Source organism: Spirochaetales bacterium (assembly GCA_016930085.1).
In the GTDB taxonomy this organism is placed as follows: domain Bacteria; phylum Spirochaetota; class Spirochaetia; order SZUA-6; family JAFGRV01; genus JAFGHO01.
Window position 1 is genome coordinate 17404 of the sequence record JAFGHO010000092.1, and the last position, 12430, is coordinate 29833.

The following is a 12430-nucleotide window of genomic DNA, read 5'->3' on the forward strand; positions in this document are numbered from 1 at the left end:
AGGCACGGAGTGCGCGTCAATGAATGAAATACGACAATTGTCGTAATAAACGATCTATCGAAGGTATATAAAAAGACCTTACGCCGCCGTAATCGTTTGAATCATGAGGTTTTTCTCTACACTTTTTTCCTCGAGTGATGTACACTGTAAACAGGTGAAAGCATGGACGATTATTCGATAATCAGGGATGAATATTTCTATATCAAGGAAAAAGCCTTCAAGGATATCGGTAAACTGGTCAATACCGACAACACGCATCCGGTGAGGGAGCACGAAGAAAATGTCCCTGAAAAACGGAAAAAATCGGAAAAAAACAGGGAAGCATCCCTCGACACGAACCGGACGGATTTTTCTGAGAAGAAAGACCGATCCAGAGGATTATTCTGTCCGATGGACTCGGCCGAGATGAAAACACTCCTCCTTGAAAATATTTACATCGATTACTGCCCCGCATGTTATGGCATATGGCTTGATTTCGGCGAACTGGAACGGCTGTTGCAGAAACGGCTCGACAAAACAGCGCTTTTCAGGGAAAAATTATTATACAAGGTTCACGACAAACCGGAACGCCCGCTCAGGTGTCCGCTATGTGACGCTGAACTCGACAAACACAGGCATTACGAGGCCGGTATCACAAGCGATGTCTGTTCGGTATGCGGCGGCGTGTGGCTGGACAGCGGCGAGTTCGCGGCCCTCTATCTCGAAAAGCGGCATGAAGAGTCCGCCCGGGAAATTCTTGCCGGTGTACTCGGACGTTATGTCGATATCGATGCGTAGGGGCTGGCGGTCAGGTTCGATCCGTTCCGGGACGGATTTTTTTCATCCCGCTTTCTTTTTTCGTTTCAGATATCCCCGTATCCAGAGAAGCGTCTGTCCCGCGAAAAAGGGGATGATACTCGCGGTAACGGCGATTGCCCACCCTGCAGGCGGTAATGCCTGTAATCCGAGAAAAGCGCAGAGTCCGGGAACAAAAACGGCGAACAGAATCAGCGCGACACACAGGGTAATGGCGCACCAGACGAAACTGTTTTTCACGATCCGGTTGTCGCGCAATGTCGTATCCTCGTCCCTCATATTAAAGACATGCCATAACCGTGCAAATGCGATCGATAAAAACGCCACCGTGTTGCTGTGAGCGTGATCCATGCCGAATATAAAATGTACGACTGCGTATACCCCGAATACGGCGGCGAAAATAATGAATCCAAAAACGAGAAGGTGAATCCAGCTGCGTTTCGTTAAAATCGCTTCATTCGTGTCCCGCGGCGGGACTCCCATTATTTTCTCGTCTTCGCCGGTCAATCCCAAAGCAAGCGCCGGAAAAACGTCATTAATCATGTTGAGATACAATATCTGAAGGGGCAGCAGCGGTATCGGAAGTCCGAGAAGCGACGCCAGGGTCACTAGCATGATTTCTCCGAGATTGCCGGATATGAGATAAATAACGAACATCCGGATATTGTTGAAAACACTACGGCCGTATTTTACGGCATAGACGATACTGTTGAACGAATCATCCAGGAGAATAATATCGGATGCGTCCCTGGCGCTTTGTTTTCCCCGTTTACCCATGGCAATACCGATATCCGCTTTTTTCAATGCGGGCGCGTCATTCACACCGTCCCCGGTCATGGCGACGATTTCACCCGATTTCTGAAAACGTGATACGATGTCAAGCTTTTGCGCCGGTGTAATCCGGGCGAACACGGAGGTCCGGCTTATTTCCCCGGCCGACGGGAACCCTCCGTTGCCTTCTTCGTTTTCGAGTTCCTTTCCCGTCATGACCTTTATATCCCCGTCAGTCAATTCCAGGGTTTTCGCGATGTAGCGGGCGGTGTGTTCCTGATCTCCCGTGACCATCACCACCCTGATTCCCGCATTCCGGCATTGCCGGACAGCGGACCTGATTTCCTCCCGCGGTGGATCGATCATGCACAAAAGCCCGTAGAAGACCAGACCCTCATACGGGGCTTCAAAAGCCCCCCCGCTTTCCTTTCCGGCTGCGGCAAGCACCCGAAGTCCCTCAGCGGCAAACCGTTCGTTTTTATCAAGCCATTCTTTCCTCAATTCACTGGTCAACTCATGCATCCCGTCCACGTCCGAATAACGCGTACATGCGGGCAAAACGGCGACGGGGGCGCCTTTTACCGCGGTAAAAAATTTTTCTTCCGATCCATGTATCGTCGCCATCATTTTCAATTCCGGATCGAAAGCGACTTCCCTCACTTCAGGACTTTTTTCAAGCAGTGACGGCCTTTCGATATCCGCCTTTTTGCCGGCTTCAAGGAGACCGATCTCGGTCGGATCGCCGACGGCCCCTGTCTCCGGTTCTTCTTTATCCGGCAGCACTGCGTTATTGCAGAGGACCGCCGTCTCGAGAAGTCTGCGAAGGAGTGACGGAAAGTCCCTGCCGGCCGATACATCGTTCCCGTCTTCGCCGTTGAACCGGTCTCCCTTTATAAAAAAAGTCTGCCCCGGAACAATGATTCTGGTTACCGTCATTCTGTTTTCCGTAAGCGTTCCCGTCTTGTCGGTGAAAATCGTGGTGACCGAACCGAGAGTCTGAACGGCTGATAACCGCCTGACGAGTGCCTGCCGCTTAGCCATGCGCTGCATCCCCCTGGCGAGGGCGAGGGACTCGACGATCGGCAAACCTTCCGGGACGGCCGCGACGGCGAGGGCGATCATCAGCTTTATCATCAGCAGCATGTCCCGCTGCATGAGAATTCCCGACACGCCGCTTACCCCCACGATAGCGAGAATCAGCCATATGAGTTTTTGACCAAGGCGCCTTATCCGTTCTTCAAGAAGATCTTTCTCCGTTTCCGCCTCTTCCACCATGCGGGCTATCCCGCCCAACTCCGTTTCTTCTCCCGTTCCGGTCACGACTGCCTTGCCGCTGCCGGCCTCGACGGACGTCCCTTTATAAAGCATATTCTTTCTGTCCGCCAGAATCGTTGTTTCCTGAAGGGTATCGGCCGTTTTCAGGACAGGGCGGGACTCCCCCGTCAGCGCCGATTCGTTCACCGTTATATTATTCGATTCCATCAGCCGCATATCGGCGGGAATCCCCTGTCCGCTTTCGACGAGGACGATATCGCCGGGTACCACCTTCACGGATGCAACAGATACCGTCTTCCCTCCGCGGAGAACCGTCGTTTTACGTTTATCGAGGTGCTGCAATCTTTCCATTGTTCTCACGGCCTTCAATTCCATGAAAAAGCCGATTCCCGCGTTCAGAAATATCGCGATGATGATGGCAACCCCGTCCGTCCAATGGGTAAACATGAATGCCAGAAGGGAGGCCGTCATCAATATAAGCATGATAATACTCTTGAATTGATTGATAAAAACAGCGGCTGCGGGCGTCTTTTGTTTCGTCTTCATACTGTTCGGACCAAAAAGGCGCGTTCGCGAAGCAACCGCCTTCCTGTTCAATCCTTTGGAGGGATCGGTCTGTAACTTTTGCAGCACCGACCTGACGTGAAGGCTCCACGGCGTATCCATATTGTAATACGATGTTATATGATTCTTATTTTCTTCCATACATAATTCACACAAATTCGATGCCGCCCGGGATTCCCTGTCAATCGGGTCGACGCCTCGCTTATGGTACAACAAAAAAGAATTTCTTTTCACGGTTTCATTTCTCCAATATGTTGACATCGTTCCCTATTTTGAATATGTATACCCGCAGGCAGTTAACAATCGATATTAGGGAATTCCGTCAATGACTTGTTACTTTCACTCAATGATTTTCCGTTGTTGTTCCGTGATAATAAAGTAAACACTGTTTCAGGATGAATGTATTCTCCGTACGTGAAAAGGAAGACCGATGAAAGACAAATCGCTTAAGGCATTGCAGTATAAAGGGAAAATACGCGCCGTAAAGGGAAGCGTGGTCGATGTCGAATTCCGGGACTACGCGCCATCCCTGAGAGAATTGCTTGTCACCGGCAGCGACAACGACGTCATGCTCGAAGTTCAGGTTCAGACGGATGCCACGATTTCCCGGTGCATTGCTTTTCATCCGACACAGGGGCTGAAAAGGGGAATGGACGTTCAAGCGACCGGAAGGTCTATCAGCGTCCCCGCCGGGAATGTACTGAAAGGGAGAATGATCGATGTATTCGGAAATGCCATTGATAAAAAAGGACCGATTCCGGAAACGATACGAACGGGAATATACCCCTCGGCATTACATATCGAAGACACAAGACCGCAGTCGGCCATATTCGAAACGGGGATCAAGGCGATCGACGTGCTGTCGCCTCTTGAACTGGGCGGCAAAACCGGATTATTCGGCGGGGCCGGAGTCGGGAAGACAATCCTCATTATGGAGTTGATCAATAACATGGCAAGCGGCCATGAAGGGATTAGCGTCTTCTGCGGCATTGGTGAACGGTGCAGGGAGGGAGAGGAGTTGTACAGGGAAACAGGGGAAGCGGGCGTACTCGATAATGCTGTCCTTGTCTTTGGACAAATGAACGAGCAGCCGGGAGTCCGTTTCAGGGTCGGCCATACCGCCCTGACCGTCGCCGAGTATTTCCGTGACAAAGAAAACAAAAACGTGTTGCTTCTGATCGACAATATTTACAGATTTGTCCAGGCGGGTTCGGAGGTCTCCGGTCTTCTCGGGAAGATTCCCTCGCGTGTCGGTTATCAGCCGACTCTCGGGACGGAACTCGCGGAACTCGAAGAACGGATCAAATCGACCGAACGAGGTTCGATCACCTCCGTGCAGGCCGTCTACGTACCCGCAGACGATTTTACCGATCCGGCCGCCGTTCATACGTTTTCCCACCTGTCTTCCTTTCTCGTTCTTTCGAGAAAAAAAGCGTCCGAAGGTCTCTACCCCGCGGTCAATCCGCTTCAATCGGGTTCCTCCATGGTCGTCCCGCACATCGTCGGACAAAGGCATTATACAATAGCGCGGGCGGTTCGGAAGACACTGGTTGAATACGCGGAATTGAAGGACATTATCGCCATGCTTGGAATGGATGAACTGTCCGAACATGACCGGCGAACGGTGAAAAAGGCGAGACAAATCGAACGTTTTCTTACACAGCCGTTTTCAACCACAGAACAATTCACAAACCACAAAGGCAGATATGTTTCACTCCGTGACGCATTAACGGGCTGTGAAAAGATTCTCGATGAAACCTTTCTCGATTATCCCGAAAGCGCGTTGTACATGATCGGTACGATAGATGAAATCCGCAAGGACTCCTGATACCGGACGTTCCCGTCTGCAAACCCTGGCGCGGCGGCCTGTTCTTGACGGAATTGACGTACATGAAACAAGCGGCGGTCCGAGATCCTTCTGGAATCAGATCAGGAAAAAAGGGAAGCCGCCCATTTATACCGGAACCGGCGCCGCTTAGAATGTATCGGGAGATGCATATGATTCAGTTTTTATCACACATACGACCCGTATTCGTTCGATTTCACGACGACAGACGATATCGATCAAGGCGATTATAAATTCAGACGGAAGAAGTATGATGAAAGCGAGGATTAATTTACCGACAGGGATATTCATGGAAAAAGAGATCGTAAAGATCTCATCCGAAGCTTCTCATGGTTCATTCACCATGTATCCCCGCCATATCGACTGCGCGATGTCGTTGAGTCCGGGGATTCTTATCCTCGACGACGGGAACTCGGAAACCTATATCGGTATCGACAGCGGCATTCTCGTTAAAAAAGCCGACGATGTATCGATTTCCGTTCGTTATGCGATTAAGGGTGAAAATCTGCATACCCTGGATACCGCCATGGAGAAAGCCTTCGCGGTACGGGAAGAAAAAAACAGGGACGTACGAACGGCTCTCGCGAAACTCGAAATCAGTTTTTCCAGACGGCTTTTGGAGTACGATCGATGACAAAGAATAAAGGCGATTTGAATAAAGAATACAACAGGTCGGTACTCGAAACAATACGAAACAGGAAAAAAAGAAAAGAATACGCGCGCAGGCACCGGCCCGATCATATATGGTTCGGCCTGGGTATGTTCGGATTAATCGGATGGTCTGTCGCCGTCCCGACAATCGTTCTGACATTGGCCGGTATATGGATCGATGCAAGCTTCAAATCACGATTTTCATGGACGCTGATGATGATCACAGCGGGAATCATTCTGGGATGCCTTAATGCCTGGTTCTGGATTAAAAAGGAAGAAGAAGCGATCCGGAGGGAAAGAGACCTCCCGGACGACACGGCGAAAAAAAACGGGGAGGAATAACCGATGAGTATCATGAATATGTTCGTCAACAGTTTTCTCGGATTCACCGCCGGCGCTGCGGCAGGAATCATTTTTTTTCTTGGCTTATGGTTGACCGTAAAACAAAGCGTTTCGAAAAAATCCGGTAAATCCCTGTTTGTCATCAGCTTCGTTATCAGGTTCCTTCTTGTCGCGGTCTTTTTTTATCTGAGTTATTCTTTCGGTTCGGCTGTTTCCCTGATAGCCGGATTAACCGGATTTTTGACCGCTCGCATCGTCGTCACAAAACACGTGAAGCAGGCCTCGAGAAAGGAAGAAACGGGCGTATGAGCGATACGACTATAAACCTCACACCCGATTCGATCGTCTTTTGCCGTATCGGTCCTTTCACGATTTCGGGTACGATCGTGTTCTCATGGATCGTGATGGGCATTATCGTGGTCGTTTCGATTTTAGCGACGATGAGGCTCAAACGGGGACCCGATATTTCACGCCGTCAGGCGCTCCTCGAAGCCATCGTCGGTATGATCAGGGATCAGATCACAACCATCATGCACGTAAAGACGGATGACTATATCGCCTTTCCCGGCACATTGTTTCTGTTTATATCGATTTCGAATCTGCTTGATTTCATCCCCGGCTATTCGGCCCCGACCGCTTCTCTCTATACGACCGGCGCTCTCGCGGTGTGTGTGTTTTTCGCGGTTCCTTATTACGGCATACGGAGCGGCGGGTTTTCCGTTTATTTCAAAAAATACATAACACCGAATCCCCTCATGCTGCCGTTCAACATCATCAGCGAAATATCGCGGACATTGTCTCTGGCGATTCGACTCTTCGGCAATGTGATGAGCGGAAGTCTCGTCGCCGGAATACTGCTTTCCGTCGCTCCGCTTTTCGTTCCGGTTATCATGCAGGCATTGGGGCTTTTGATCGGGCAGATTCAGGCATATATTTTCGCGGTGCTGGCAACGGTGTATATTGCTTCGGCCGTTCGCGCGCACAACGACAAAATAAACAAAAACATGAAAGGAGATACACATGAGTGACATCTCTCTTATCGGTTCGATATCGATCATTATCGCGGGGTTGACCATCGCCATCGGTTCCATAGGGCCGGCCCTGGGGGAAGCGAAGGCATTGGCGCAGGCGCTTACGTCGATCGCCCAGCAGCCGGATGAATCACAAACCATTACCAGAACACTGTTCGTCGGACTGGCGATGATAGAATCCACCGCGATATATTGTTTCGTCATCTCGATCATTCTGATTTTCGCGAATCCGTTCTGGAACAGCGTCACGGGCGGTTGAGGAGTCTCGAGTGAATATAGACTGGTTTACCATCGGCGCCCAGATCGTCAATGTCCTCATCCTCGTTATCCTTCTCCGGCTGATTCTTTTTAAGCGGCTATTAAAGGTTATGAAGGAGCGAAAGGCCCATATCGCAGATCGATTTTCCGAAATCGAATCGAAAAAAAAGGAAGCGGACGACCTTCACCAAAGATACGGAGAGAAACTCTCAGGGTGGGAAAAAGAAAAAGAAACATTGATAAAAGAAAACGAAAAGGAACTGAAAGCGCATTATGATAAACAATTCGCCGAACAGAAAGACACGGTGAATGAATTGAAGCTGCAATGGATACGGACACTGGAAGAAGAAAAAGCATCATTTCTCATCGATTTGCGGAACCACATCGCAAAAGAAGTAATATCCGTGGCAGGCAGAATTTTCAATGACCTGGCCGGCACCGATATCGAGGACCATATCGCCCGCGCGTTCATTGATAAACTCGACGGTTCGGATATCGAATCGCTTTTGGGAAACGGTGCCGGTCAAAGCGGCGGCGTTATTACGATTCACTCACGATCTGAAATAAAGACCGGCGCAAAGAGGGAAATCGAAAAAGCGATTGCCGCACGGACCCATCGGAAACCGGAAATCGTGTTCAAAACGGGAACGGAACACGGCTATGGAATAAGCGCGGAATGCGGCGGGAAGCGGCTATCATGGAACGTGGACGATTATCTCGACGATCTCCTAAAAAAGATCGAGGGTCTCATCGATGAAAACTCACGCTCACATAAAACGGAAGCGTAATACGTCCCCAAAGCTCATAACCCGGAGGAAAAAGGAAAAATAATGGAAAAACCGATGACGCAGGAAATGAATAACACGATGTCCATCATCGACGGCGCCCTTACCGGGCATACGCCGCGACTCGGGAAAGAGGAGACGGGAACGGTGACCGCCATGGGCGGCGGTATCGTGCATGCGGACGGCCTGCCCGGTGCATCCTATCTAGAGGTCATGGAGTTTCCCGACGGCAGTCTCGGCATGGTTTTCAATCTCGAACCCGAAGATACGGCGATCGTCCTCTTCGACAACAACCCCGGTTTCCGTATCGGCGACAGGGTCAAGAGGACGGGGCGCCTGCTGGACGTTCCCGTCGGCGGGGGTCTTCTCGGGAGGGTGATCGATCCGCTCGGCCGTCCTCGCGACGGAAAAGGCGTAATCCGCGCTTCCGAACGGATTCCCGTCGAACGGACCGCCCCGCCGATCATGGAACGTCTGCCGGTCACGGTCCCGCTTCAGACGGGAATCGCCGTCATCGATGCCCTTATCCCGATCGGCCGCGGGCAGCGGCAGCTCATACTGGGCGACCGCCAGACAGGTAAAACGGCGATCGCCCTGGATACGATCATCAACCAGAAAGACACGGGTGTCGTGTCCGTTTACTGCGCCATACGGCAGCGAAGCGCGGCCGTAAGCGGGGTTATCAAGGACCTCGAAAACCATGACGTGATGGACCGGTCGATCGTTGTCGTATCCACAGGCGACGATACGCCCGGATTGAGCTTTGCCGCCCCTTACGCGGCGGCGAGTATCGCCGAGTATTTCATGCACCGGGGACGGGATGTTCTCGTCGTTTACGACGATCTCACCAAACATTCGAGGGCCTACAGGGAAATATCCCTGCTGCTTCGCAGGCCGCCCGCGCGCGAAGCCTACCCCGGGGATATCTTCTATATCCATTCACGGCTGCTCGAACGATCGACCCACCTCAAAAAGGAACTCGGCGGCGGTTCGATGACGGCCCTTCCGATATGCGAAACCCAGGCTGAAAACATATCCGCCTATATACCGACAAATCTCATATCCATTACCGACGGACAGATATACCATTCACCGTCATTGTTTCAGGAAGGGGTCCTGCCGGCCGTCGACATAGGAAAGTCCGTTTCCAGGGTCGGAGGGAAAACGCAGCTTCGGGCGTACCGGCATGTAGCGGGAGATCTCCGCCTCGCCTATTCACAGTTTATGGAACTGGAAAGCTTCTCCCGTTTCGGAACACGACTCGACGAGAAAACCATGAAAACGCTGGAACACGGGAAACGCGTACGGGAAATATTGAAACAGGACCGGTATAGTCCGCTTTCGGTTACCCAGCAAATCATAATACTCCTCGCCGTCAAGGAAAACATGCTCGATGATATTCCACTTACAGACATCAGGGAAGTGAAAACGGAGATAACCGGGATGGCGCGCGACGAATTCGGCAGTCTCGATGAGGTCTTCAATCGGGGAAGCGATCTGATGGAGGACATGGAGAAAAAAATCATCGATGCGATACGGTATCTGCTTGAAAACTTTCAAACGAAAGGCGGTCATGGAACAGATCCAGGGGATTAAAAAGAAAATCAAAAGCACGAATGAAATGCATGGCATCGTCAAAACCATGAAGACGCTCTCTGCCGTGAACATCAGACAATACGAACGCGCGCTTGAGTCTTTGCGGCACTATTCCAAAACCATATTCCGGGGATTTCATATCGTCCTGAGGGCGTTATCGGAACAAGCCGGTAGTCCCGGAAATTCACCGCCATCGTTTTTCCCCGCGGCGGGGAACGGACGGAGAAAGGCACTTCACATCATCATCGTTATAGGAAGCGAACAGGGTCTGGTCGGCCGTTTTAATCAACGGCTTCTGGACTTTCTCAAAGAAAAGGGTAATCTTGTCGCCCTGTCCGAAGGCCGTCTGCGCTCCGTGAGTATCGGTTATAAAATCGGCGGACTGCTCCGAAACGAAGGAATCGCGGTGAACGAGGAGTTTCCCATGGCCGGAAGCCTGGACGATATCACCCCTTTGCTTGCCGATATATTGCAGATTATCCGTGTATGGCTTGAAAGGGATAATGTCGGGCGGATAACCATCTATTACAACAGACTGCATCAACATCCGTTCTACTTTCCGTCGTCATTGACGATCTATCCCCCGTCTCCGGAGGAACTGAACGGACTAGGCGGCAAACCATGGGAAGGCGGAAGTCTCCCCGTATTGTTCGACCAACCGGAAAAGATCCTCAAGGCGATGATCCGCGAATATATCTACATCGAATTATTCAGGACGCTTGTCGAATCCTTATCGAGTGAGAACTCGAGCAGGCTCGCGACAATGGACAACACGGAAAAAACCATAGGCCGCCGTCAGAAAGAGTTGACTGCCGCATACAATCGTCTCCGCCAGACGGCGATTACCGGCGAACTTCTCGATATCGTTTCAGGTTTCGAATCGATCACCGGATAGGCGCCACCGACGGATCCCGAAGAAAGAGGAATTATGCGGGAGAAAAAACGAATATAACCATTAACGGCGGAAAGCCCCGTCATTATACTGTTATACATGAAGGGAATATCATATTCAGGAAATGGAGGAAACAATCATGAACACCGTAAAAAGCGCTTTGAAAGACCGCCGCTGCGTGCAGCCAAGGGAAGGGGACGAACCGCTGCGGGAGGACAGGGTGAAACTTATGAAAAAGGAAATACATCCGGATTGGGAATTAAAAGACGGCCATCACCTTGAACGAACGTTCAGGACAAAGGATTTCAGGGACGCCCTTGGATTGACGATCAGTATCGGTAAACGCTCGGAAAAAGCGGGCCATCATCCCGATATATCGCTTTCATGGGGAAAAGTAAAGGTGACGTTGTGGACGCATAAAATAGGGGGCTTGAGTGAGAATGATTTCATCCTCGCCGCGAAAATCGACGATATCAAGACGCCGGCATCGGCATTTTAATAACCGGTGAGTCTGACTACATTTCGAAGGGCAGCCTGCCGTTTTCGATGACAATCGCTTCTTCGGGGCACGTTTCAACAGCCTCCCGTACGCACACCTCGATGTCATAGGGAACCCTGTTATTGCCGCTGTAACCGGGGGAGGCATCGATTGTGTTGCAGCATACGGTCACGATGCCCCCCTCCACTCTGAATGTATCCGGACATAGTTCTGCGCACAATCCGCATCCTTCACATAGATCATCTTCGATCCATATATTAATAATCGAAACCTCCTTTATTTCACAATAAATCCGCCGTCGGCGACAAGACAATGACCGGTCACGAACGAGGACGAATCCGAACACAGCCACAAAACCGCCGACGCTATTTCGTCCGGCCTGCCCATCCGTCCTATCGGTTCGAGTCCGATAAAGGCTTTTTCCTTTTCAGGGTCCCCGCCGGTCACCCTGTCGATCATCTCCGTGCGTATGACGCCGGGACAGACGGCATTGATTCTGAGACCGTTCGCCGCGTAATCCAGCGCCGCCGTCTTTGTCAGGCCATTGATGCCGTGTTTTGAAGCCACATACGGGGCGAGGCCGGTGAATCCCACCTTCCCCGCGACCGAAGACGTGTTGACGATCGCCCCCTTTCCCCTTTCAAGCATGTGCCTGATCTCGTATTTCATGCTCAGCCAGACACCCTTGAGATTGATTGAAATAACCCTGTTCCATTCTTCTTCGCCGTATTCGGCGATCTTTCCCTGTCCGCCTTCTATCCCTGCGTTATTGAACGCGTAATCGACACAACCGAATCTGTTAATGGTCTCTTCGATCATCTGCCTGACATCGTAGTCCGACGAAACATCGGTCTTGATAAAATACCCCGCACCGGGTTTCCCTTCCATCAAAAGAAGCGTCTCTTTCGCTTTATCTTCCTGCACGTCGGCGATTGCGACATTGACCCCGTTATCCGCGAAAGCGAGGACCGCCGCCCTGCCGATACCCGCGGCGCCGCCGGTGACGACGGCCGTTTTCCCCTTTATGTCTTCATATAATGTCATCTTCATCTCTCCTTTCTTCGTGAAGTGCGCCGGAAGCGCACATATGAATAACCGGTTATGATACTATACGAAGGGCAGATG

The 12430-nt window shown here is 51.1% G+C and carries 14 protein-coding genes; 11 read left to right on the plus strand and 3 right to left on the minus strand.

What is annotated here, in order from left to right; genetic code table 11:
• Positions 1-162: 162 nt before the first annotated feature.
• The gene (locus JW881_15655) at positions 163-777 is read left to right on the plus strand and encodes a zf-TFIIB domain-containing protein (GenBank protein MBN1698953.1); all 615 of its coding nucleotides are present in this window, start codon (positions 163-165) and stop codon (positions 775-777) included.
• 42 nt (positions 778-819) lie between these two features.
• Here the strand turns inward: JW881_15655 and JW881_15660 are convergent, their stop codons facing one another.
• A complete protein-coding gene (locus JW881_15660; protein MBN1698954.1) occupies positions 820-3546 on the minus strand; it encodes a cation-transporting P-type ATPase in 2727 nt (908 codons plus the stop codon).
• A gap of 289 nt (positions 3547-3835) precedes the next feature.
• Between JW881_15660 and JW881_15665 the strand changes: the two genes are divergently transcribed.
• The 10 genes from JW881_15665 to JW881_15710 all read left to right on the plus strand — a co-directional run bounded on the left by JW881_15665 (position 3836) and on the right by JW881_15710 (position 11305).
• Entirely contained in the window at positions 3836-5233 is a 1398-nt protein-coding gene (locus JW881_15665) for a F0F1 ATP synthase subunit beta (protein ID MBN1698955.1), read from the plus strand.
• A 268-nt stretch (positions 5234-5501) separates the two neighbouring features.
• Entirely contained in the window at positions 5502-5885 is a 384-nt protein-coding gene (locus tag JW881_15670) for a hypothetical protein (protein ID MBN1698956.1), read from the plus strand.
• Positions 5882-6244 (plus strand): AtpZ/AtpI family protein, encoded by a 363-nt coding sequence (locus tag JW881_15675; protein ID MBN1698957.1) that lies wholly within the window; start codon positions 5882-5884, stop codon positions 6242-6244. Before JW881_15670 ends, JW881_15675 begins: the two co-directional genes overlap by 4 nt.
• A gap of 3 nt (positions 6245-6247) precedes the next feature.
• Positions 6248-6553: an ATP synthase subunit I gene (locus tag JW881_15680; protein ID MBN1698958.1), complete on the plus strand. Its 306-nt coding sequence runs from the start codon at positions 6248-6250 to the stop codon at positions 6551-6553.
• Positions 6550-7272, plus strand: a complete 723-nt coding sequence (locus JW881_15685; protein MBN1698959.1) for a F0F1 ATP synthase subunit A — start codon at positions 6550-6552, stop codon at positions 7270-7272. Before JW881_15680 ends, JW881_15685 begins: the two co-directional genes overlap by 4 nt.
• Positions 7265-7534, plus strand: a complete 270-nt coding sequence (locus JW881_15690) for a F0F1 ATP synthase subunit C (GenBank protein MBN1698960.1) — start codon at positions 7265-7267, stop codon at positions 7532-7534. The genes JW881_15685 and JW881_15690 overlap by 8 nt, the downstream gene beginning before the upstream one ends.
• Before the next feature lie 10 nt (positions 7535-7544).
• Complete coding sequence (locus JW881_15695) at positions 7545-8321, plus strand: hypothetical protein (protein ID MBN1698961.1); 777 nt, start codon at positions 7545-7547, stop codon at positions 8319-8321.
• Between the two features lie 42 nt (positions 8322-8363).
• The gene (locus JW881_15700) at positions 8364-9914 is read left to right on the plus strand and encodes a F0F1 ATP synthase subunit alpha (GenBank protein MBN1698962.1); all 1551 of its coding nucleotides are present in this window, start codon (positions 8364-8366) and stop codon (positions 9912-9914) included.
• Entirely contained in the window at positions 9892-10809 is a 918-nt protein-coding gene (locus JW881_15705; GenBank protein ID MBN1698963.1) for a F0F1 ATP synthase subunit gamma, read from the plus strand. Before JW881_15700 ends, JW881_15705 begins: the two co-directional genes overlap by 23 nt.
• 136 nt (positions 10810-10945) lie before the next feature.
• Positions 10946-11305 (plus strand): 4a-hydroxytetrahydrobiopterin dehydratase, encoded by a 360-nt coding sequence (locus JW881_15710; GenBank protein MBN1698964.1) that lies wholly within the window; start codon positions 10946-10948, stop codon positions 11303-11305.
• Between the two features lie 16 nt (positions 11306-11321).
• On the opposite strand, the gene JW881_15715 is transcribed toward JW881_15710, so the two are convergent.
• Together JW881_15715 and JW881_15720 are read right to left on the minus strand one after the other, a co-directional pair.
• Entirely contained in the window at positions 11322-11525 is a 204-nt protein-coding gene (locus JW881_15715; protein ID MBN1698965.1) for a ferredoxin, read from the minus strand.
• Positions 11526-11581: 56 nt separating this feature from the next.
• Entirely contained in the window at positions 11582-12355 is a 774-nt protein-coding gene (locus JW881_15720; GenBank protein ID MBN1698966.1) for an SDR family oxidoreductase, read from the minus strand.
• Positions 12356-12430: the final 75 nt, after the last annotated feature.